Here is a 24,367-nt window from a genome sequence, read left to right on the forward strand (position 1 = left end):
GCTCGCCCTCCGCAGTAACGAACCAAAAACCTGACACCAGAATGAGGCACCAGGTCACTACATCAATCTTGAGACAAAAAAATGGGCACTAAAGTGCCCAAATAAATACATCACAGAGAGAAGCGATGATGCCAATCGCCAGGGATCAGGTCATCGGCACATCTCCCGTGCCGAATTAGGTTATGCTGCCACGGTGCCGGATTTGTTCTCCGTATCACCGGTCACAGAGTGGTGTCCGAAGCGTTCTTCAGCAATACGGTCGGCCACATGCGCTGTGGTCTCGCCAGTCTCGTCTGCACGCACAAACACTTCTTTCATGGTGCTGCCGATTTCTTCGATATGGGCCTTCACCTCTGCGGCGTCGTAGTCACCTTTTTGCTGGTAGTAAACATCAATAATGCCACCGGCGTTGATCACATAGTCTGGCGCATACAGAATGCCTTTCTCGCGCAGAGCCGCTGCATGGCGCTCCTCGGCCAGCTGGTTATTGGCTGCACCGGCCACAGCACCCACCTTCAGGCGGGAAATGGTGTCATCATTGAGGATGGCACCCATAGCGCAGGGAGCAAACAGATCCACATCCAGATCAAAGATCTCATCTGCGGTCACGGCAATAGCACCCAGCTCAGTTACCGCACGGTCGATATTGTCCTGGAAGATATCGGTCACAAACAGTTCAGCACCGGCGTCTTTCAGTAGTTTACCCAGGCGGAAGCCCACGTTGCCCACCCCCTGAACAGAGACCTTCAGACCCGTAAGGTCGGTTTTGCCCCAGCGGTGTTCGACAGCAGCCTTAAGGCCGACAAACACTCCATATGCAGTGGAGGGAGAGGGGTCACCGCCGAATTCAGAACCCGCGAACAGACCGGACACATACTCGGTGGTCTCGCCAATTACGCTCATGTCGGCAACACTGGTGCCGGAATCCTCTGCGGTAATATAGCGGCCGCCCAGGGTATTGATGAACTCACCCATGGCGCGCAGCAGCTCGGGAGTCTTTTCCTTACGCGGATCGCCAATAATGACGGATTTGCCGCCACCCAGCTTCAAGCCAGCCATAGCAGACTTGTAGGTCATGCCTCGTGAAAGACGCAGAACATCATTCAGAGCCTCGCCGTCATCGGCGTATGGCCACATGCGGCAACCACCCAGGGAGGGACCTAAATTCGTATTGTGTACCGCGATAATTGCTTTGAGACCACTCTTAGCATCTTGGTAAAACGCCACTTGTTCGTGCTTATCGTAGGCGGAATGGGAAAAAATACTCATTAACTGTTCCTCTCCGGAAGGCCGGTTCTACAGCTGGGGAACAACCACAGCCCTTATCTGTTTTTATTTAGGGGTAAGATTATATCTAGCTTCGGCAGATAAAGTTTGCATATTTTGCACAGAACAGCGCTGTAATAGCTAAATCCTCACACGAATTATTTTTTTTTAGGACAGCGGCCCCTACGGAAATATACTGGGCCATACAGTCATCGATCTTGACTGCCCCTTCAACCCGGCATCTTTGCGCTTAATCAAACGGATATGATTTCTCCTTCTTTAGCCCCCTGTTACCCGCTTCATTCTGGTCTGGTAGAATCCGCGCCTAAATCGACCCCCGAGAGATCAACTCGATGCTGAATGCCGACGCTCTGAAACAACTTTCACAACTGAAAACAGATATTCGCTCCAGTAAGGAGTTTGCCGAGGGCCGGGTTCGCGGCAGCAACGGCAAATTTGGCTTTGTAGAGCTAGAAGATGGACGCGAGGCTTTTTTACCTCCCAATGAGATGGAACGGGTTTTCCCAGGTGATCGTGTCCGCGTCAGCCTCACGGAAGAGAAAAAAGGCAAGCTCAGCGCTGAGCTGGACACACTGATCGAAAGCCAACTCGACTATCTGGTTGGGCAATATGTCCAACGGGGCCAGGGGCATTTTATCCAGCCCAGCCAGAACGGCTTGTCGCGCTGGATTTTCCTGCCTCCCAAGGCCCGCGGTAAAGCACAGCCGGGAGAGTTTATCGCCTGTAAAATCAATCGACACCCATTCAAAGATGGCCGCGCCCAGGCAAAAGTGGAAACGGTCATTGGCAAGCCCGATATCCCCGGTATTGAGCATGCTTATGTAGTAGCGCAATTCAAATTGCCTGAGCAGTTTGGCCAACCTGCGGAGGCCCAGGCGCAAGAAATCAGCGCTCAACTCGCCGAAGTGATCTCCGAGCGCCAGGATCTGTCTGAACTGGGCTTTGCCACAATCGATGCGGAAAGTACCCGCGATATGGACGACGCCCTCGCCGTCACCACCCGCAACGAAGGTTGGACCCTGCATATCGCCATCGCCGACCCCTCCAGTGTGATAGAAACCGGCAGCCCCCTGGACAAAGAGGCGTTCGAGCGCGCTCACAGCCAATACCTGCCCGGTGAAACCCTACCCATGCTGCCGCGTAACCTGTGTGAAAACCTGTTCTCCCTAGTACCCGGAGAACTGCGCCCGGCCCTGGTGGTTCATATTGATATCAACACTGATGGCAGCCTGGGCGAGAGCCGCTATGAATTTGCTGCGATTCGCTCCCAGCACAAGCTGAGCTACATCCAAGTGAGCCAGTTCATTGAGGGCGACGAATCCGCCGTACCGGAAGAACAGAAACAGAGTCTGCACAACCTGGCTGCCGTTTTTGAAGCTCGCTCTGCCTATCGCGCAAATCACTCCCTGGCGATGGAAGACCGCCCCGATTACGAGATTCACCTCGACGACAAGCGCAAGATCGCTCGTATCGAAAAGCAGGAGCGCAATATTGCACAGCGCATGGTGGAAGAAGCCATGCTCGCCACAAATATCAGCATTGGCGGCAAACTGGCTGAGCTGCAACAGGGCTGCTTCTCGGTACACCTGGGTTTTCGCGAGGAGCGCATGGGTGAGGTACGCAGCCTACTCAAAGAGTTACTACCGGAGCATGCAGGGCAAGACCTCGGCGAATTGCCACATTACCTAGCCCTGGTTAAGTATCTGGAAAGCCATGGCGATGCACAGATGCAAAACCTGTTGTCGGTTCTGAAGCGCATGCTGCGCCCCGGCCAACTCGACAACAAAGCGGGAGCGCACCTAGGTCTGGGCCTTGAAGCCTACGCCACTGCGACCTCCCCCATTCGCAAATACAACGACCTGCATAACCACCGGGTACTGCGTGCCGCCCAACAAGACGGCCCTGCTGCGGCGCTTAGTGACGAACAGATCGAAGCCCTACAGGACAGCCTGACCCGCGGCCGCCAGGCCAATCGTGCGCTTGAGCAATGGCTTTATGCCCAATTTATGCAGGACAAGGTTGGACAGGCGTTCAGCGGCAAGATCACCCTGGTCAATGGCGCCGGCCTCGGTGTGCGCCTGGACGAATTCGGCATCGATGGATTTGTTCGCCTAAATGGGGATAAAAAGAATCTACCGAATTTTGACGGCAAGCACCTTACCCTTACCTACAACGAACAGAGCTACCAGCTGGAACAAACTATCAACGTTAAGGTTTCCTCTGTAGATGTCGATAAGCGCCGTATTTCCCTGGAGCTCTTACCAGAAACTTCAGCAAACGAAATGGCTATAGAGAATTAAGCCAAGTAGAACCCCAAAGAGCCCGGCACCCGCCGGGCTCTTTACTGTTATGCCCTAGCTGCGCCAATTTAAACGCAGAGCATAAAACCAACCCATAACAATGCCCGAGGCCACCAATGAGCAATATTGCTGAGCTGAACCCTAAACCGCTATGGCAACACTTCGCCAAACTCTGTGAAATTCCCCGCCCATCCAAGCATGAAGACCGCGTTGTCGAACACATTGTGGAATTTGCCAAGAATCGCAGCTTAGAAGTTCAGCTCGACGAAATTGGCAATGTCATTATCAAGAAGCCGGCTACCCCCGGCATGGAAAACCGCCAGACACTGGCACTGCAAAGCCATGTGGATATGGTGCCGCAGAAAAATGCCGATACTGATCACGATTTTCTGACGGACCCCATCAAACCCTATATCGATGGTGAGTGGGTAACCGCAGAAGGCACCACCCTGGGGGCCGATAACGGCATCGGTGTAGCTGCCATCCTCGCCCTGCTGGAATCTACAGATATCCCGCACCCAGCTCTGGAAGCACTGCTGACTATTGATGAAGAAGCGGGTATGACCGGAGCGAAAAATCTTAAGCCAGGTTATTTCGAAGCAGACCTGCTGTTAAATCTCGATACCGAAGATGAGGGAGAACTCTACATCGGCTGTGCCGGTGGAGTGGACGTTAATGCCGCCCTACCCTACACCGCTGAGCCTCTGATGGCTGACGCTCAGGCTTTCAAACTCACCATACGCGGTCTACGCGGTGGGCACTCCGGCCTGGACATTGACAAAGGTCGCGGTAACGCCAATAAAATTGCCAATCGTGTTATTGATACCGCTCAGCGAAGCATTCCCCAATTGCGCATTGCCAGCCTCGATGGTGGCAGCTTGCGCAATGCCATCCCTCGGGAATCTTTCAGCACACTAGTTGTACCGAATAACGCACAGAAACAGTTACAGGAAATTGTTGAGCAAGAGAGCGCGCAAATTGCACGCGAATTCGACAATGAAGCATCGCTGGAGATTTGCTTGGAAGCAGCCGAAGCACCGAGCAGCGTTATGGATGAAGCGAGCCAGCTGAAATTAATCCGTGCTATTCGCGCCTGCCCCAACGGTGTAGAACGCATGAGCACCGCACTGGATGGCATTGCCGATACATCCAACAACTTGGCTCGTGTGGTAACTGTTGAAGAAAACGGCCAACATCAAGTAAAGATGCAATGCCTGGTACGCAGCCTCTCCGACAGTGCCCGAGACCACCACGGACTCGACGTAGCCGCCATATTCGAGCTGACCGGTGCAAAAACCAAGCTGGGCAATGCCTATCCCGGCTGGACGCCAAACCCTACATCACCACTTCTTGCCATGATGCGGGAAGTGTACAAGGAAGTGACTGGGGAACATGCAGAAGTAAAAGTCATCCATGCCGGCCTGGAATGCGGTCTTTTAGCCAAGCCATACCCCAACTGGGACATGGTCTCATTCGGCCCCACTATCCGACGCGCCCACTCACCCGAAGAGCGAGTGCATATTCAGAGTGTGGCTAACTTCTGGGATTATTTTATTAAAGTTGTGCAGGCCATTCCTGCCCGTAGCTAGCTTAACGATCAACCTATAGAGCTATCTTTAACAGTATCATCCTTTTTTATTGCCTGCCCACTACAAATCATCTGAGTGGGCAGGCGACCCCCAACAAGTAAAAATCAAGTCAGCAGTCTTCTTTCTCAATCTGATTTACTTTTTTGTCTCATCAATTAATAAAATATTTTTTATTTTCCAAAGAGTGCTCAGCGCCTTTATAAAAATTCTTACTCTAGAAACCACTACGGAACTTCCCTTGAATGCCTTAGGTCAATAGAATCGCTTTAACACAACATGGAAGAACTATGAAAAGTGTGATTTTTACCTGTATTCTTTTCCCATCCTTCGCATTCGCCTCTGCAAATCTGAATAACCACCTTAGCTTTGGTGTAGGTACACAATATGGAGGCCTTTTAGGTATCTAGTACTCAAACACCTATGGGGCCGACACTTTTTATATCGGAGGAGGGCTGGCCGACAACCTTGATGTAGAGCATGGAATAACCCTTGGATGGGAAAGAAGCTTGAACCCGAAACACTCCCTCGGCTTACTTATAAGAACAAAAGAGCTAGATTGGAAACATTATATTTATGAAAATTCAAACCTTCTCAGTGCATCGCCGAACAATAAGTCATTATCTGAATTCAAATATAAAGGACGTTATGAAAGCTTTATCGCAGGATCTTACACTTACTTCTTCAATAGATATGACGAGGCCAGCCTCTTAGTTTGGGAAAATCCTACCTAAAAACTAATAAAGATGGCTCATTCAGAGATGGGACCGAGCTAAAACTACATTTCGGCTATCAATTCTAAACATTCACAGGGAACGATATTAATGAAAACTATCAGTCTAGCAATTTGCTCTCTTATGTTAACGGGCTGTGGGACTTTCACCACCCTCTCCAGCACAGACCGTGAAATTTCTGCAAATTTAAAACGGCAAAAATCCAACTGTGAATCCATCCCGAGAGTCTACAGCGGTCTTTCCTACAATATATGTAAAATGCATTCAGACAGTGAATCAATAAATGTCGACTTACTTCTCGGCGTGTATCTCGTAGACAGCCTCTTTTCCACCGCAACTGACACAATAGTGCTTCCATTTACCATGATTGAGCAGAGGAAGAACGGAAATATTTCAGTCTCCAGCAGTCAGTATTAGCAATGGTATTTAAGTAAAAACAGAGAATAAAAGCCGCTGGCAGTCCCATGAAGTATCAATAGCTGCCAGCCTCTTATAAATCAACAACATTTCCTATGACAGTTGAAAAATCCTATTGACCTCGACAACACAATGAGCTTAATAAGGTTAACTACTTCCCCCCGCTGAGGGATGCTGAGAAATCCAATGTTTGGCAATATCTGACCTTCTACAAATCCAAACTTTTTCATGATTTTGGATATAGTCAATAAATTGGAGTAAAGCCATCGCACGAGCGGGGTGGCCACTGATTCGGCCATGTAAACCAACCGTTAACATTTTCGCCTGACTCTCCCCTTCTAGCCAGAGAAGATCAAAAGCATCTTTTAAAATTTGAAAAAAATCTTCTGCCGAAGCGCAGCCATTTGGGAAAAGATATCGAACATCATTATTCACAAGACTATAGGGAATGATTAGCCTAGGCTTTGGGGTGTAACTCCAGTATGGCAAGTCATCACTGTAGGAGTCAGAACTATAGAGGACTTGGGAAACTTCCCCTAGAAGTTTGCGGGTATTAGCACTAGTGCGACCGATATACCAACCAACTTCTCTCTCTCCAGTTAGTCTTTCAATGCATTTATGGGTTGCTCGTATATGCTCTCGCTCAACGGCTTCATCAATATGGCGATAATCTAACCAGCGATATCCATGCCCTGCTATTTCATGACCTGCGGCTACCAATGCCTGTGCCACACTTGGGTTTAATTCCAGTGCCAACCCACAGGCGAAGGCCGTTAGTGGGAGTTTGTTCGAGTTGAAGATATTGAGGATACGCCACACGCCAGCCCGGCTACCATACTCATACATACTCTCAACACTGAGGTCTCTTTCCCCTAAACGCGGCTCCCTACCGAAGAGTTCATGTAAGTAAGCTTCCGATTGATCATCCCCGTTTAAAACACAAGATTCAGCGCCCTCCTCTATATTCAGTACAAATTGAACGGCTATTCTGGCCCCATTCGGCCATTTTGGATCCGGAGGCTGCCCTGCATAGCCTTCTAAGTCACGCACAATCATCAACCCAGCTCAAAGGTTGTTACACCGAAAATACGCTCATGAGCAATATCGGGCTTAGAGCCTAGGTACATACGCGCACAACCAAATACCTCTTTCATATTATATTTTTTAACTAAAGCTATGGCTTCTTGATTATTTTCCGGCACGTCCAAAAATACAGCCCCTCTTGAAGAAAACTTTGTCAATTCAATTAATAGCGCTTCAGCCAACTGACCGTTATTGGCAAATAAAGGGCCCACTTTACAACCTTCACCACAGCGGCGAATTACCCCATAACCTTTCAACGTTCCCGATTGCAATACTCCCAAAGCCTGAGCCCCTTCTTGATTCAGCCAAGTACGCAAGAATTTTTCCCTTCCTGCAGGAAAGCAGGTCATGTCATATTGAAGAAGCTGATCGAAAGGAATCTCTGCAAGAGGTAATATTTCAAAATTTCCACTACTATTTGAAGCCACTTTTAAAGGCACGGCCATACTAAAACGCAAGTTGCGATGAGAGAATTTAAAGCCGCCTTCCCCATAGAAATCCTGCATCTGGAATGCAGCATCCAGCCCCACTGAAGCTCCTGGGCTTAACCTTTCAAGCATTCGTTGACGACGGAAATACCAAAGTTTACGACCAAGCCCCAATCCTCGGTACTCTGGCTTCACAATAAAGAAGCCCATAAAGCCATATATTCCCTCATACGAGGTAATAGCACCACCACCTATCATTTTGTCCTGAACCAGTGCAGCGATAAATGCTTTAGAGTCCGTTTGCCAAAAAGTTTCAGCATCATGCAATCCTGGATTCCAGCCCTCTTGAGCTGCCCAATGTACCAAGACATCCACTTCAGGGCGCTGCATATTACGTATAGTCATTGTATCTTTCATATCCACCCCTATTTATAAAGAGACTGAGATCAACTCCATTTATAATCTAGTTAAATGTGACTTTTTAACTCCGATTAACTCTTTGGTGCAAGAAATTTAAAGGGAGTTGCCGGCTTAAGCTGCGAAGATATTTCACCACCAATATCACTCGGGGTATCCAGCTTCATAGATAAAACCTTCGCCCCACTTTTAAAATCTAAATTACTAAAATCCAACCAAACCACCGAAGGATTAATCACGGAGTCAAAGTAATATCGCATTCTCTTTTGATCTATCACTGAACGCCACAGGGTCGAGGCAATATTAGGTTTCCCTGGATCACTCATCCCCAGTGGCACACTCACAGCGCGTATTTGTGAGAAGACTGAGGCAACTGCCTTTCGATGATCTTTAAAATTTGGTGATGACTCAAGGGCAAAGCTAGCACGGACAAAACGATCTGCTGCAGTTATGGTACCTGGCAGAAAATTCTCACCACCAATTTGGCTCCAATAAGTATTAATCGCCAGTTGTTGGCTATATATCGGAGAATTGGTCATGACCTTATATTGTTTGCCATGATGGACCTGTAGTGCTCCATTGATATACTCGAATATCGCAGAATCCCCACTGGGATCGGAGATTGAAATATGCGCAGTAGCGGGCTTACCATCAGGCAAATCAGCTCCTATCACAGTAAATGGATCTGCCTCTATCGCTGTAACCACTTCTTCTACAGTTGCATAATTGTCCAGCATATATTGAAGCCAGGCTCCAACTGAAATAGTCGGTTTTCCACGCTTTTGAGGGTTTCCATATTCAGCCTCAGCCAGATAAAGTAGATTCCCAGCCAAGCCTGCCTCATTAAGGCCATCAGAAGTTGCCGCCTCATAAATACTTATTACTACCGAACCGTACTTCGAAGTCCAAGTTATCGACTGTTGACCGACACCTCCATTTCTCTGCATCCCTTTTGGGAACAACCAAAAGTCCATTGCAGCTGTGGTATCACTCCAGTCCATGCTTCTCCCTGTAATATAAGAACCATCACCAGCCTCATAAAAAATTCTAGTGCAGGCACTGGCATTGCTTTGGCTCAACCCAACAAACAAGATCAGAGCTGTACCAAGTAAACCGCGAACAAATTTATTGTCCATCATCTTTTCCCTGATATACATGCCATTAATTTCCTTTTAAATTTTTAAAGCCACACCGATCAGCCGCTAATCAATTCTATTTAAATAACGATCAAGTCATCTTTAATGGCCAAGTCTAGCTTTAGCTGCCAACAATAAACGACAACATGTGGAAAGAGACGAAAACGATTTAACTGAATATTTCCACCTAACTCTAACCCCATAAAAAGACGCTTAAAGATTCATTATGAAGATCGCCCACAAGCCTTAAAGCGATCCTAAATCTCACTATCTGATAACGTGAACAGCAACCGTTTGATACATCTAATTAGAACCCCTTGTGTTTAGGCACGACAGGAGTATTTCTGTCATATAATTCTACGTTGTGATTTAATCAAATTCTGACTGCAGTAGTATTCAGTACAATAAAGCCAGTTAATATCAAGCCCTTCTATCAACATTCAATCAGCAAAGACGGGATTTTATGAACACTATAGGAAGATTGGTTATTCTTGTTCGTGACTACGAAGAAGCTATTACTTTTTACCGTGACAAACTTGGTTTCGAAGTATTTATTGATTCAGAGGCTCCGCCATTAAGATTCGTTCACCTTCGCCTACCCGAACAAAAAGACATGGGTATTTGGCTCTTACAAGCCTCCTCCAATAGTCAATTGGATCAGGTTGGCAGACAGACGGCGGGTCAACCCTGTGCAGTTATTTATACAGAGGATTTTGATAATGAATATAAGCGCCTAATAAATAATGGAGTAAAATTTACTAAGCCAAGAACCTCAGATTCCAACGCTGAGTTTGCCCATTTTGAAGACCTGTATGGCAATGAGTTTATACTTGTCCAGCTGCAAACAGAAGTGGTTGATTAAACTGCTTTTTCTACCAAACTTGCCACTGCTAGCACTCAACTACGGTGGCAGGGGTTCAATTTAAATCTCTCCGAACTCACTAACTGCGCCTCATTCATTCGTTAGTATAGAAGCCATACTATTGTAAAATTTCCTGTTTACTTCTCTTTCTCTATCACATATAAATCGGGCAAGACTCGCTTTACATGTACCAATTCCCATACTTTTATACCTCTTGATCTAACCCGAGCTAATTACAGGTCAAATTTTCAGCATCGGAGTATGCATAACCAGTCCAAAACTGGTGCGTCAAAGAATAAAAGGAAGTTTGTTTCTTAACATAATAACACTCAAAACATATAGGGCCCTTCAGGCCATTGAACTACGGGCACTAAATCAAAGAATGAAGCAGCCCGAGGCTCAACACTATCATTTGGAAGTACCATGAAAAGAAACTTGATAATGCTGGTACCAGGACTTACCCGTGTCACCAGTACTGCACAATTGTCCGAGTTTACAGAGGGACTTATTGCCGCGAGTGAGCGCATACCACTCACCCCCATTGCGGCGCCCACTATTCCCCCGGGCGTTCAGCGTTTACGAGCCACCACCGCAGGGCAGGAGATGGAACTGGACCTGGTTGAAGCTTATTGGAACGACCTGGTACCCAGTATTACCCAACAGACATTAAAAACTCGCCTCGCCAGGGGCTTTTCACTTATCTGGTTCTGGCTCGCTAATTTACATATTTGGAAAGGGGTACTGCGGCGCAAATACCTCACCTTTGGGCTAACCCTGTCAGCACTAGCCTTTATAGTTTGGTACCTGGGTACCATTATACTATTTGTTGAAGCTATTGAACCTGCCGCTGATAATCCATTCTTCCCTCTGGTAGAGGAATTGAAAAGATCTGTTGAATATATTGGTGGCTGGCGTATTTGGGCAGTGGCAACAGCGATTGTCGCTCTCATGCCCGTATCGCTACTGGTTGATATCTCAGATTTTTGTAAGCGCTACCTAACCAATGAGCCCGCGGCCAGAGGTAAACCCGCTGTGCGCTTTGAGATTATCAGACGTGTGCGCGAGCAACTGCAAAGCAGCCTAGCCTTAGAAAACTATGAATCAGTTACAATAGTCGGGCATAGCTTTGGTAGCGTAGTTACTGTGGATCTCTTTGCAGATCTTCCCTCCTTTGGCACGCCAGTGCGTATTTTAACCATGGGCTCATTAATCGAGGTTCTGGGTAAACAGGCCCCATGGCTACAAAACGAAGTTCTAGAGTTATCCCAGCGCGATGATCTGATTGAATGGATTGATATCAAATCCCACTCCGACTGGTTTGCCAGCGGCTCAGCCGTACCTGAAGCCCATAATTGCTATGAGAGGGTAATCGGTTCTTATGGCACTTTTCCAGATAAAATCGCGGCCAAAGTACATTCCCGCTATTTCGACAATCAGGAAGCAGTCAGATTTCTATTGTCATATTTTGAACGGCAGGACTCAGCTAAAGTTTGTAAAAATGAAGAAGCCTTAGAACCAGCTTAATGAAAGTTGAGCGATAGTAGCCATCCATCTATCGCTTACTTGAAGTAACAATCAGAATATCCATAAACGTCAACAGCAAGGAGAGTACAGATGTTGTCCACCCCACCCAAGGTAGCATCCGCTCTGTTATACATAGTTCTGGCTCTAGCCATTAGCAGTTGCTCCCAGCTAGCTCCAAGATATGATGCGGAACTCTATTCAGATCTCACTGAGGTAAATGCAGAACTCATGCAGTTCTTTTCCTCAGTTTCTCATGGTACTGATAAAGACTCCTATGCTAAAAGAGACCAAAACTACCATGCATTAATTGGCAGGATTGACGCCTTGGCGATGCAATCCAACACCCGGCCAATGCCCAATAAAGATACACTCAAGAAAATCAACAACTATTTGAGTTCTACAGGAGCAGATATCGTTTTCAATGAGCAGCCACCCAGTGTCAATTCACTTAAAAAAATCTCTAGCAGTCTTAATCGAATGCGCAAAGAAGACGAAGATAAGGGGCTTCGCTCTACCATTGTGGCGCTTTTCAAGAATGAAGTTGTAATCTCTATGGACCAGGCTTTAACTTACGAATCCTTCTTAAACCGCTGAGGACTTTGCCATGTCACTGGACGTAACCCAATTGATCTCAGATATTAAAGATGCAGCCTCTACCGTTATTGAGCATGACATCACAGAAATCCGTGGCTTCTCAGAGCGCCAGTTATCCGCTCTAGCCCTTCAGGCAAAATTGATTGCCAAAGCCATCGCGGAAAACGAAATCGGTGAGGACTTGAGAGATTACTTTCTTGATTCTATCGAGGATATGGCTTTGAATTTTGCCAGAACCCTCCGCGGCCTTCTCGCTGTAACCATAGAAAAAATCTGGAATGCCATCGTGGGAGTAATTTGGACCGCATTGGAAGCCTGCACAGGTATTTCATTAAAAATTGCTTCCTGAGCATTCAGTAATTATATAGCCCCACAAATGTCACGGACTGACTGTGGGGAATGCCATGATGTAATTGTTTTTATATTTCAAGCAGTTTTACGGAAATAGCATTCTTCATTACCGCCACACTGCCCCTCTAAATCAGCTTCAGATTCCGCGAACAATTCAAGTAGCCATCCGGGAAATACCGAAGTAATCCTTTGCTAAAGATAAGTCAATCCATTTACTTCTTCCTCTTCAAGGTTAATATCGATAAGCGCCCAGCGGCTTAAAGACACATTACCAAACAGAGAATAATAATTGGCCTTGCTGAAATATGGGGTTAAGGTTGGACTACTGGCGTGGTGTGACCGGCTCAGATAAATCTGGCCAGCAGCCCTGCCCCCTACTTTTAAACGGTTAGGGGAGTTCTCCGATGACCCTACCCTTTAACAGAACCAGGTGTCTGCGACTGCACTCAAACTATTGCAGCTCAGCCACAAAGGCTTTCACAGAGAAAACGGCCCCGTTACGACCATCCTGCTGAAAGAACAATAACCTACAATCTCTGCAGGCATTGATGCTGAACATTCTATCCTGCCCAGCCAAATTTTCGGACAAAAAACAACCAATTCGTCATTTGGAAACAGCTCACTAGCTGCCGCGCCCCAGTTTCCGCATAATTAACGTCCGCACACGCAACTGAACACCAAATGGCCTGATGTATGTGGTTTAAGAACCTTCGTATTTACCGCTTAACCAAAGAATTCTCTCTGGATGCCGAAAAACTAAACGAGCTACTGGAAGCCCAGGCATTTGTGCCTTGCGGTAGCCAGGACAGTGTCCGCTACGGTTGGGTCTCTCCCCTGGGCAGACACGGCAATCAATTGGTACATGCCACCAATGGCTACCTGATGGTCTGCGCCAAGAAGCAAGAAAAAGTTCTACCAGCAGCCGTTATCAATGAAAAAGTAGAAGAACTGGCCCAAGCCATTTCAGAAAAAGAGGCCCGACAGCTGGGCCGCAAGGAACGTCAAAACCTCAAAGATGAGGTACTGCTAGAAATGCGGCCCAAGGCTTTTGCCAAGTCCCGCTTGCACTTTGCTTATATCGCCCCGCAGGAGGGCTGGGTAGTGGTTGATGCTTCCTCTGCCTCCGCCGCTGAAGAGTTATTGGAAAATCTGCGCGAAGCCATTAGCAGCCTCGCGGTAGTCCCTCTATCAGCCAAAAACCTGCCACAACAAACAATGACCCACTGGCTCACCGCTCCCGAGGCCCCCACTCAATTTGATTTCGGGCACGAATGCGAACTGCGCGACCCAAAGGACAGCGGCAGTGTGATCCGCTGCAAAAACCAAGACCTATGCGCCGAGGAAATTCACAACCACTTGGTTGCTGGCCTGCAGGTACATAAATTAGGGTTGGTTTGGCGCGGCGGGGTTGATTTCCTGGTGGACGACCAACTCTCCGTGAAACGGGTAAAGTTCAGCGATGAGCTGCTGGAAAAGGCAGATAACACCGATGCCGAAAGTGCGGCGCAGCGCTTCGATGCAGATTTTGCAGTAATGGCACTGGAAATTTCAGCCCTAATCAAGGATCTACTCAATGCCTTTGGTGGCGTTAATACCGAATCTGCCAGCGTAGAGGAGATGGTCGCTAAAGCCTCCCACTCTGAAGCTGAAGAGCTGGCGCGAGAAGTAGAAGAAGTGGTCTTCTGATAGCCCTGTTTTACTGCAAAAGAAATGAATGGAGCAGTGAACAATAACCTGACCCTGAGCGGGACGAAAGCCCCTCCCAAGGTCAAAGTGTCGCTTTCTGAAGCTCAGATCTCCACAACTGGTCGGCCCGGCTCACCCCACAGCACATGGTATTTGCGCTGCTCGGGCTGATCTACCCGTGAAAAGGTGTGCGCACCGAAGAAGTCCCGCTGCCCTTGCAGCAAGTTGGCTGGTAGGGACTCTGAACGGAAAGCGTCGTAATAGCTCAGAGCTGAAGACAGCGCCGGTACCGGAATGCCATTTAGAGTTGCACTCGCCACTGCCTGGCGCCAGTTAGCCTGGTGGTCGGCGATCTGCTGGGTAAAGAAGTCATCTAATAACAAATTAGAGAGTTTGGAGTCTCGATCGTAGGCGTCACTAATCGATTGCAGGAATACCGCACGGATTATACAGCCAGCACGCCAGATTCTCGCAATTTCCGAGAAGTTCAGCTGCCAGCCCTGCTCCCGCGCAGCCAGTTTCATCAGGTCAAAACCTTGGGCGTAAACACAGATCTTGGCGCAGTAAAGGGCATCGTGCAGCTGCTGGATCACTTCCTCACGCTGCTCTGCCGCTACATGGGTGAGAACTGGGCCCTTGAGTTTCTGCGAGGCGCGGGTGCGCAAAATTTTGCGAGTAGATAGGGAGCGGGCGTAAACCGCTTCGGCAATGCTCGGCGCAGGGCAGCCTACTTCAAGACTGCTGATAGCCGTCCAAAGGCCGGTCCCCTTCTGACCCGCACGATCCAAAATCACATCCACCAGCGGTTGTTCGGTAACAGAATCCAGGGTGGAAAGCACTTCAGCACTGATATTAATCAGGTAGCTGTTTAACGGACCTCGATTCCACTCACGGAACACTTCGGCAATCTCCGCCGGTGACATCGCCAAGGCACTGCGCATCACATGGTAAGCCTCGCAGATCATTTGCATATCCGCGTACTCGATGCCGTTATGCACCATTTTTACATAGTGCCCAGAACCAATAGGGCCGATATAAGCCGCGCAGGGCTCACCCTCTTTCACCGGATTACCCGGCTCAAAGCGCTCTATAGGCTGGCCACTGGCCTTGTCCACTTTGGCCGAAATCGCGTGCCAAACGGGCTCGATACGGCTCCAGGCGTAGCGATCGCCACTGGGCATCAGAGACGGCCCAAATCGCGCACCAACCTCACCACCGGATACTGCCGTTGTAAAGAAGATCAGCTTACCTTCATAGCGCTTGGCACGCTCTACGGAGTCAGTCCAAAGGCTGTTACCCGTGTCCACAACAATATCATCAGCCTTGAGGCCAGCATCCAACAGTTTGCAACAAACATCATCTACTGGCGCCCCTGCAGGTACAGAAAGAATGATCAAGTGCGGCGCTTTGACCTTAGCCAACAACTCAGTGTATGAGTTACAGGTTTCCACGCGCGCAGGCCGATCACCACGTTCCTTTTTATCCTGTTCTAGCAGTGCATTGAGCCGGTTGTGATCCAAATCGAAGGCACAGACCCGATAGCCATTATCAGCCAAGTTCAAGATCAGGTTCTTACCCATCACACCAGCGCCAATAAAGCCAATGTCGCACTGTGAATCAGACATCAAATTCTCCGTCATAAGATAGGGGGGCTTTCAAGGGCGCGGAGTATAACAATATGAGTCCGGGGCAGGGAGAGCAAAAACCAAACAAAACCGTCCCCAGCCATAGTAAAAACGGCTTATGAAGTAGAAACTGGTACAGCTTAGCCCTTCGCCAAGGACTTCCTCAAATTAGCCGGTAACGTGATAGCTTTTATCCTTTAATGCCAAATACACGCTCTGTAAGCCCCACAAAAGCCTGCCCGAGTTAATTTAGATATTTAAAGTTTTACAAAAAGACCTATGCAAAATTACACGCTGTCCGTTGATGTTAATTCAATCCACAACAAGACATTTACTGGAAGCCTCATGCTTTTCATCGGGTTTCTAACTATTTAGATATTTTCAAATATATTTCCTTTATTTCCCAACTCAAGTGAAAATTAGACTAACGAAAGTCTATAAATAGTCGATATTTTCTTAACTGCTCAGAACTGGGAATACATCGACAGATTAAATCGACCCAATAGAAAAATTACAATCAATAAAACCTTTCCATAACCAGGAACCCAGCCACCGATAGTGATTTGTTATTAGCAGCCATAACACCCCACCAGGAAACACCTTATAAACAAACATGAAATAAGGATTAAAATAAAGTTGAGAAAACTGACAAACCAAAAGCTATATAAGCACTCTTAACTCGTTGAATTTAATGAGAGAACAATTCCTAAATTCCTATATCTTTGCACAACTCAAAACACATCAGAAATCTTAATAAAGATCCACAGAACAAAAATTATATAAATCTGCGAATGTCACTATCAACAATATAATACCTTTTTCTTATGTACGCCAACCTACCCCCACACGATTCATAAATAAAACCAACCTATTAATAGATTGAGTTTGAGGATAGGAAATACGCCCCACAAATAAATCTGCGTCTATTTGGGCTAGACATCCCCCCAACGGTCGTCCCAACTCGTCTTTATAAATGGAAGGGGTTGGAACTGGGTCGGCTCCTATTATTGAGGTCAACTAAGTTTCATCACTTTCCAGCGATGATGAACGCTTCAAAAGGTAGCGCATATAAATTGACCAAGCATCAAGTAATGTGCCTGCATTAATAATTAACAGAAATATTAGGAACACCATTATTATGAAAAAGATCCTTACCGCTGCTTCTATCTGTTTGGCCTCTTTTGGGGTAGCCGGGCTGGCGAATGCAGAAACCTGGTCTCCCCCAGGTGCAATCGCCCTAGCGAGTGATGGTAACCTCGAAGTAGAGAAAGGTATCCTGCTTCAATGTAAACTTTCTGGAAGTGTCGACTCTACAGGAGCAGATGCCTCAGTTGGAAGCCTGGCCCTCTCGGGAGGTTTCCTTAACATTTGCGGCACTATTTCTTTTAGCGGGCTACCATATGCCCTTGTAGGACATGCAAACAATACTGTAACCCTAAAAAATGTAAACGTAGCAGCTGTATCAGGTAATTGCGCGGGAGATTTGAATGGAAGTTTCGACCAGTCAACAGGCAAAATTACCTTTAATGATGCCCAAATACCTAGTACTGGATCAGGATCTCCCTGTGTTATAAATGGCGTTGTATCTACCAATCCACAATCATCATTCACTGTACCCTAGATAGCCCCTATAATTTAGACGCACGGGGTACTATCAGCAATCATGATGGTGCCCCTTATACAATTAATTGACTTATAACAAAACACCCACCTAACCTAACCACCCTCAACTCACCCATCACCAGCCAAAGAACCTAAGCTTTAGCAATCGGCTAAAAATTCATAAAGAAATATTCAAAAAACTGGCAAATTATCAAATAGCAAGTTTACATTTAAAAACGCACCTCAATCTGTCAGAAGAACCTATCCAACAGATCAAGGTGCTCTTAAAGAGGTAATTAACATTTAAATCTGTCAATCAACCATAATCGCAGAGTTTAAAACCCTTTACTTATACTGAACCCAACAATACGAGGCTCTAAAGTAAATACATTTGTGGTGAGACCTGAATCATCACTATTAGTAAACATGTCTGTGATCGGTGCATCATCAAATATATTCTTCACATAGAGCTGCATATACAATTCTGAGTTAGGATGACTCAAACTGACTGAAGCATTGAGGTTACTCCAAGCCTTTAAACGGTCATACTCTGTATTGTAAACCCTTGCGTAACTCTCTGATTGACGATAATAGTCAGTTCGCAAAGTTAGGTCCCAATCTTCGATAGGAATTGTATGCTCCACTCCCAAATTTACTGTGAACCGTGGGGCATTTGGCAGTTCATTGCCACTTAAATCGGCGGCAAAGCCTCTCGCTCCATTCGGTGCATCAGTGAGCGGGTTATAGGGGTCGATATTTAGCCACTCATGGAAATACTGGCTAGACTCTATTTCCGGTGTGAAAGAACCCCATCTACCCGTAGTATCACATAAAGCCCAAAGCATTAATGGGTATGGTATTGCAAATGTCGCCTCCACTACATCTTTCGGCGCAACACAGTTAGAAGGAACTTGAAGACTTGGACGAACCACTAACCAATCCTCATGTCCTTGAGTACGGTTCATTACATCAATAGACTCTTCACCATCTGCAATACGGGTCTTTAGGTAACCCATATTCATATCTAACCGAGTGTTGTCTGTAAGCTGCCATGCTAGTTCCAGCTCAATCCCCATACTCTCTGCATCAAAGTTTTCGTTTAACGAAATACGGTCAACAATTTGGGAAACTTGATAGTCGCTATAGTCATAGTAAAAAGCATTAGCGTTGAGAGTTAAGCTGCCATCAAGTAAAACATTCTTTGTTCCAATTTCAATTGCATTAACAAATTCAGGTTTAAAAGTTTCATCCAAAGGTTGGTATTGCACAACGTTGGGATCAATATCTGCGCGAGGGGGATTGGTGCCGCCTCCTTTGTAACCGTGGGCAAAGGAGAGATAAAGCATAGTTTCATCGGTAAAGGGCGTATCTGTACGCCAGTCTAGTACAGCGCGCCCAGTGTACTCCTTCCAGCTTTGAGTAACGGCATCACCCTCCGGATACCCTTTATAAACCAGCCCCCCAGAGGCAGGGCCAGGAACGATCTCACCGGTATCATTATCAGTTTCTGTTCCCAGTAATAACTGACTGGGTACCGGTGTGGAACGCTTGCGATCATTCGTGTAGCGTAGACCAGTGGTAAGCTTTACATCATTATTAATTTGCCAGTAGGTTTCACCAAAAATAGCCCAGGATCGTGTTTCCACTAGATTTCGACTGAGGAAATAATTATGACCTTCCTCATCAATATTCTCTAATGAGTTGTAATCTACATACATACAATCTTGAAAACCCTCAATGTTCTGAGGGTCCGTGCAATTCTCTGTACCCAAACCAGCCTCAGGATCATCAACGCCATTGTATACATGCTCGGCAATCAGGGAGAACATATTATTAAATACAAAATAATCATCCTGAGTCTTAAAATCTAGATAATTAGCTCCCACAACAAAATTCCAAGGGCCATCAAAGGATGTTTGCAATCTGAATTCTTGACTCCACTGTTTGTTATCAGATCGGCTGATATCCACTGCCAAGACGCCATCCGAAGGACCTAACTGTGGATCGGTATAGATCCCACCGGGCGTAGGGCCTGGATCCAATCCATATTCAGTAGAATCACTAAAAATCGAGTCTGACACATACCGGTTGTAATCTTGGGAAGAGTAATAGTCGTCCTTGGCATAAGTCGACTGGGAATAAAATGTAAGAGTATCACTCATTTCCCATGCAAAATTTAACTGTACCAAGTCATTCTCAGCACGAAACACAGGATCAAAACTGGTAGCAATTTCACGCAAATCCCTGGACTGCTCAGCATTGGCATAAGGATTTGGAAGAAATTCCTTCATTACCGGATAATAGCCTTGAAGAAGTGCTTGCGGAGCAACAACAAATGCAAGCCCCTTAGCATTGGTTGTACCATATGCTTCATCACTATAGATTGAGCCGGGTAAACAACCTTGACTAAAAAAACCTGTGAAATTTTCTGGTACTTCAACATCTCCAATCATTGAAACGCCTGGATCTGTCGTGCAGAGCTGCTTCCCTGTACGTGAACGCTTATCATCCTCCTCAAAATGCTGCCAAATTAGATTGGCGCTAAATGTTTCTGAAGGCTCCCACTCAAAAATTGCCCGAGTGGAATAAAGATCACGATCATTAACGTCATTGTCTGTATAGGTATTAGTATCAAATCCATCGCGCTTGGTCATAGCACCGGAGAGGCGTAACCCCATGGTCTCCCCAATGGGTAAATTAAACATACCGCTAGTACGCTTCGAATTATAACTACCTATCTCCGCTTTAATTTCAGAGGAAAACTCATCCTCTGGCATAACCGGCAACATATTAACCACACCAGCTGTGGCATTACGACCATACAATGTGCCTTGTGGTCCGCGTAGCACTTCCACCCGCTCAACATCAAAAAACTCCTGCTCAAACAACCTGTTACGAATCAATGGAGCATTATTAAAACTCACTGCCACTGCAGGATCTGTGGCGGCAGAAACTGCCTTGGTGCCAACACCGCGAATGGAAAAGTTATAGGTACTAAAATTTGATTTGGAGAAGTTTACATTCGGTATCGCCCGTAGTAGTTCCTCACCACGTTCGATCTTCAAGGCATCCATGCTATCCCCAGAGAGTGCCGAAACTGCAATAGGAACATCTTGGATACTCTCCTCAATTTTCTGGGCCGTTACCGTCACTTCCTCGATCGGCTGTTTGGAGCGGCTACTTCTTTCCGTATCCTGTTCCTCCTGGGCTAGGGCCGCAATGGAAACGGTAGACATCACCAGACAGGCTATTGCAGCGCTGTACCAGGGCGTTGTTTGATTGAGCGGATTGGTGGCACGAATCGCTTGTGCAATCAAATTTTTTTGCTTACGCAGGCTCATCATCATTCTGATTCTCTCTATTATATTTTCTCTGTTTTTCTGTCAGCCAAACACCACCTTATCTCAGGCCTAACTAGGTTTAAGACGCATTTACAGCACAGTCGGGGGGATCTAACCCCAGATTTTTCAGATCCACATTTACTAAATATTCGCCCCCAGAAATCAAGGAGATTAAATAAAACAACAATTAACACAACCAAACAATAGCGGTGACCAAAAGTTACAAACTCCGCCTTCTCAGCGTTACACTCACTAAAAAGGGCAACTTATTTCAAGCAGGAAGCTCTCACCTTTCATAAATAAAAAAGACTAGCCTCCAAAAGGTCTTTTCGAGTGTAGTTCAAGTAAGTGCAAGCAGATTTACAATTGGGGATAAATATAGCTTTTTAGAAAATCTTTAAATCTGCAAAAACCATCTGAAGATGAAGGAGACAATAAAAGTAGAGAAGTTTTCTATTTGAGAGGCAAGCATCAATATGCTTAGGTGAATAGGCGTAAATTCAAGTACTAGACTCTAAAATTTGCACAGATAGACTTAACCTGTAATTTAAAACACTTGTACTTAACCAATCTTTAACTGGATGATAGCCTGATTAAATATCCGAGAAAAACAGGTTATGAAACCTCCTCCACTGCCCGCCTAACCCTAATTAATGCGCGCTGGATAAGTTCCTTTACAGATTCCTTGGAGATCCCCATGCGTTCGGCAATATCCTGGTAAGTCAATCCCTCAAAACGGTGAAATTTGAATGCCGCCCCTGCACGTGGTGGCAGCCCCAGAATTGCTTTTAAGACACACCGACAATCCTGCATACCTATTACTGTACGCTCCGGTGTAATAACATCGGGAATTTCATAATCAAGGGAAAGTGACTCATGGAAGGCTCGACATCGGGACTTGTGGTACCGACTGTGACTAACCAACAGATTTTTAGCTACCGTATAGATATAGTTTCTTGGATTTTCTATCTCTATATCGGACTGATTAAGATGCCAGTGTAACTGAGCAAAAACCTCTTGCACTAGGTCATCAACATCAGCTGAAGTTACTCGAGAAGAAAAGTATCGTTTTAATCCTGGGCGATACTTATCCACCCAAGCTGAAATATCTTTTTGATGAAAATTATCCATAGTGAAACACACATGTGATTCAAATGATATTTAGTGCTCCCCAGACACAGAAAAGATTAGACAAACAACCAATGCAAAATCCACGAAATCCAGAAATTTATTCTTGTTATTTATCTGTAACAACTCCCCCCTAAAAATCAGGCCAAGCAAAACATAAAAACTACTTGGTCACAGCGAAAGAAGATTAAAAACAACCACGTTAAGGAGAGTTAACAGAATAACCTCACAAAATTTTTTGATAAATGCTTGAAAGGACTATTTGAGCAAAATGAAACGCCTTTTTATAAATGAGAGCAAAAAATCAAATAATCTCCAGAACTATTTTCCCACCTCTCATCCTCAACCTGAGTATCAACAAAATTAATCGAAGTTAATCTACCAATCGAGGACCTTTCAAGCAAACTGTGCCGCCCCCACCTTGTTCCAACGAGAGATTCCCAATGCTCATCAACTCAGAATTGCCAATCATTCTATGCAAAGCCATCCTCACATATAGATAGCGCCAACCAAACAAATCACAAGATGGTACGAATGCACACCCTACGGAGAGTAAAGAGTTATGAAATCAAGCCATAGGACCATCGATTGAAGTAAGAGGTTGAATTGAATGACAGTTCATAATCTCAATAACATTCAAGACTGAAAGCTCCAAGCTTACGAATATGAAAGGGTTTCAATTATTTCAGCAAAGGTAAGAGACTCACCTCTTTTACCATCAGCTGGCTCAATCAAGATTTTTCAAGTATAAAAATACAAAAAATTCACTCTAGGGAAGGATGGTAGTCAATGAGTTTTACATTCAATCTCCATTTTTTACAGGTCTTTCTACTTTTAAGTCTCCTTGTTGGTACAACAACCACCCATGCCAAATCTCCTGCTAATGAAGAGGCATTTACTTTCACGACCTGGAATAAGCAGACTGCAGACGGCTATAAGGGCTTCTTTGAGGTAATAGAGAATCGTAGTAATCCGGAGAGCCGCTCACTGAAACTTCACTATGTGCGCTTCCCTACAACCGGAAAAAAGTCGGGCCCGCCGATTATTTATCTTGCCGGTGGCCCTGGTGGATCGGGCATCATGGCCGTCAACTATCGTTTTGATATGTTTATGGCTTTACGGGAGTACGGCGATGTGATCGCCCTGGACCAGCGTGGCACCGGCCGCTCCAACGATCTGCCTCACTGTGAATCTCGGCAGGTTGTTCCCGCCCTGAAAAAAACAACTGATAGCCAATACATCGAATATCATCGCGAAGCTCTGCGTGAATGCCTAGCATTCTGGCATCAAAAGGGGGTCGATCTAGCCGGTTACAACACCCTGGAAAACGCTCGCGACCTGAAGGCGCTGAAACAACATCTGGGGGTAGAGAAGATTGTGTTATGGGGCACTTCTTACGGCAGCCACCTTGCTCTAGCCGCAATAAGGGAGATAGAAGACTCTATAGACAGAGTGATCCTTTCCAGTGCTGAGGGCTTGGATCAGACTGTTAAATTACCCGCGCGAACGGGTTCTTATTTAGATCGACTGCAACTCGCCCTGGACCAGCAACCCACAGCCAAAGCGGCCTACCCTGACATCAAGGTTCTTATCGATAGAGTGCACACAAAGCTGGAGCGAGCCCCAGTCAAAATCCAGATCCCTCAGCGGGAAGGCCACACTCTGGATTACCTGCTTCAGCGTAGAGACATACAACAAATTGCCTCCGCTTTTATTGCCGACCCCAAAAGTGTCGCCCACTTGTTAGGCTTCTATCGAGCTCTTGATTTGGGGCGTGTTCCGGCTTTCGATCGAGTTCCCAGACGCTACTTCCCCGATGGATTCTTGAGTCCAGGCTCTCCAATTTCCCTGAGTGCCATGCCAACGGCAATAGATATAGCCTCAGGTATAAGCACACAGCGAAAGTCTGAAGTGAAGGAGCAAGCAAAAACCGCCCTGTTAAGTGACTATCTCAACTTTTCCTATCACTACGATGGCTTGGCTGAGCAATTGGACCTGGGTGATGCTTTTCGCAGCAACCCCCATAGCAATATTCCCATTTTGCTATTCAGTGGCACTCTTGATGGCAGAACTTACATAGAGAGCCAGCATGAGGCAATGGCAGGACTTAGTAATGCCACACTGGTAACAGTAGAAAATGCCGGTCACAATTTATTTATGGCATCCCCAGCGATACAAGACACCATCAACTCGTTCATGGAGGGGCGCCCAATCGAAAAAACCACTCTTACGGTGGATTTACCAGATTTTTCACCACAATAAGGCT

General features: G+C 46.3%; 17 protein-coding genes. 10 read left to right on the forward strand and 7 right to left on the reverse strand.

The genetic code is table 11. The annotated features are described in order from the left end of the window. Positions 1-180: 180 nt before the first annotated feature. On the reverse strand, positions 181-1,269 hold the full coding sequence (locus tag ACJJIB_RS15530) for a Glu/Leu/Phe/Val dehydrogenase dimerization domain-containing protein (RefSeq protein WP_444886761.1): 1,089 nt from the start codon (positions 1,267-1,269) through the stop codon (positions 181-183). Positions 1,270-1,619: 350 nt separating this feature from the next. On the opposite strand from ACJJIB_RS15530, the gene ACJJIB_RS15535 reads away from it, so the two are divergent. The 3 genes from ACJJIB_RS15535 to ACJJIB_RS15545 all read left to right on the forward strand — a co-directional run bounded on the left by ACJJIB_RS15535 (position 1,620) and on the right by ACJJIB_RS15545 (position 6,324). After that, positions 1,620-3,587, forward strand: a complete 1,968-nt coding sequence (locus tag ACJJIB_RS15535) for a VacB/RNase II family 3'-5' exoribonuclease (RefSeq protein ID WP_444886762.1) — start codon at positions 1,620-1,622, stop codon at positions 3,585-3,587. Between the two features lie 116 nt (positions 3,588-3,703). Next, on the forward strand, positions 3,704-5,176 hold the full coding sequence (locus ACJJIB_RS15540; RefSeq protein WP_444886763.1) for an aminoacyl-histidine dipeptidase: 1,473 nt from the start codon (positions 3,704-3,706) through the stop codon (positions 5,174-5,176). Between the two features lie 989 nt (positions 5,177-6,165). After that, on the forward strand, positions 6,166-6,324 hold the full coding sequence (locus ACJJIB_RS15545) for a hypothetical protein (protein WP_444888938.1): 159 nt from the start codon (positions 6,166-6,168) through the stop codon (positions 6,322-6,324). A 147-nt stretch (positions 6,325-6,471) separates the two neighbouring features. Here the strand turns inward: ACJJIB_RS15545 and ACJJIB_RS15550 are convergent, their stop codons facing one another. From ACJJIB_RS15550 to ACJJIB_RS15560, 3 genes are all read right to left on the reverse strand, one after another. Beyond that, complete coding sequence (locus tag ACJJIB_RS15550) at positions 6,472-7,374, reverse strand: polysaccharide deacetylase family protein (RefSeq protein ID WP_444886764.1); 903 nt, start codon at positions 7,372-7,374, stop codon at positions 6,472-6,474. A gap of 5 nt (positions 7,375-7,379) precedes the next feature. Further along, complete coding sequence (locus ACJJIB_RS15555; protein ID WP_444886765.1) at positions 7,380-8,252, reverse strand: GNAT family N-acetyltransferase; 873 nt, start codon at positions 8,250-8,252, stop codon at positions 7,380-7,382. Between the two features lie 74 nt (positions 8,253-8,326). Continuing rightward, positions 8,327-9,409: a bile salt hydrolase gene (locus ACJJIB_RS15560; protein ID WP_444886766.1), complete on the reverse strand. Its 1,083-nt coding sequence runs from the start codon at positions 9,407-9,409 to the stop codon at positions 8,327-8,329. 442 nt (positions 9,410-9,851) lie between these two features. Between ACJJIB_RS15560 and ACJJIB_RS15565 the strand changes: the two genes are divergently transcribed. From ACJJIB_RS15565 to rdgC, 5 genes are all read left to right on the forward strand, one after another. Beyond that, complete coding sequence (locus ACJJIB_RS15565) at positions 9,852-10,250, forward strand: VOC family protein (protein WP_444886767.1); 399 nt, start codon at positions 9,852-9,854, stop codon at positions 10,248-10,250. Between the two features lie 423 nt (positions 10,251-10,673). Continuing rightward, positions 10,674-11,774, forward strand: coding sequence for an alpha/beta hydrolase family protein (locus tag ACJJIB_RS15570; RefSeq protein WP_444886768.1), 1,101 nt, complete (start codon positions 10,674-10,676; stop codon positions 11,772-11,774). 90 nt (positions 11,775-11,864) lie between these two features. Continuing rightward, entirely contained in the window at positions 11,865-12,368 is a 504-nt protein-coding gene (locus ACJJIB_RS15575) for a hypothetical protein (protein WP_444886769.1), read from the forward strand. A gap of 10 nt (positions 12,369-12,378) precedes the next feature. Further along, positions 12,379-12,717 (forward strand): hypothetical protein, encoded by a 339-nt coding sequence (locus ACJJIB_RS15580; protein ID WP_444886770.1) that lies wholly within the window; start codon positions 12,379-12,381, stop codon positions 12,715-12,717. 695 nt (positions 12,718-13,412) lie between these two features. Next, positions 13,413-14,405, forward strand: coding sequence for a recombination-associated protein RdgC (rdgC, locus tag ACJJIB_RS15585; RefSeq protein ID WP_444886771.1), 993 nt, complete (start codon positions 13,413-13,415; stop codon positions 14,403-14,405). Between the two features lie 104 nt (positions 14,406-14,509). Here the strand turns inward: rdgC and gnd are convergent, their stop codons facing one another. Beyond that, a complete protein-coding gene (gene gnd, locus ACJJIB_RS15590) occupies positions 14,510-16,030 on the reverse strand; it encodes an NADP-dependent phosphogluconate dehydrogenase (protein ID WP_444886772.1) in 1,521 nt (506 codons plus the stop codon). Between the two features lie 1,138 nt (positions 16,031-17,168). On the opposite strand from gnd, the gene ACJJIB_RS15595 reads away from it, so the two are divergent. After that, the gene (locus tag ACJJIB_RS15595; protein WP_444884255.1) at positions 17,169-17,651 is read left to right on the forward strand and encodes a PraA/PraB family alkane oxidation protein activator; all 483 of its coding nucleotides are present in this window, start codon (positions 17,169-17,171) and stop codon (positions 17,649-17,651) included. A gap of 316 nt (positions 17,652-17,967) precedes the next feature. Here ACJJIB_RS15595 and ACJJIB_RS15600 read toward each other — a convergent pair whose 3' ends face one another. Both ACJJIB_RS15600 and ACJJIB_RS15605 read right to left on the reverse strand, forming a co-directional pair. Beyond that, complete coding sequence (locus ACJJIB_RS15600) at positions 17,968-20,979, reverse strand: TonB-dependent receptor (protein ID WP_444886773.1); 3,012 nt, start codon at positions 20,977-20,979, stop codon at positions 17,968-17,970. A gap of 609 nt (positions 20,980-21,588) precedes the next feature. Then, positions 21,589-22,104 (reverse strand): RNA polymerase sigma factor, encoded by a 516-nt coding sequence (locus tag ACJJIB_RS15605; protein ID WP_444886774.1) that lies wholly within the window; start codon positions 22,102-22,104, stop codon positions 21,589-21,591. A 786-nt stretch (positions 22,105-22,890) separates the two neighbouring features. Between ACJJIB_RS15605 and ACJJIB_RS15610 the strand changes: the two genes are divergently transcribed. Next, positions 22,891-24,363 (forward strand): alpha/beta hydrolase, encoded by a 1,473-nt coding sequence (locus ACJJIB_RS15610; protein WP_444886775.1) that lies wholly within the window; start codon positions 22,891-22,893, stop codon positions 24,361-24,363. Positions 24,364-24,367 lie beyond the last annotated feature (4 nt).

Source organism: Microbulbifer mixtoriginis (SeqCode), assembly GCF_052467705.1.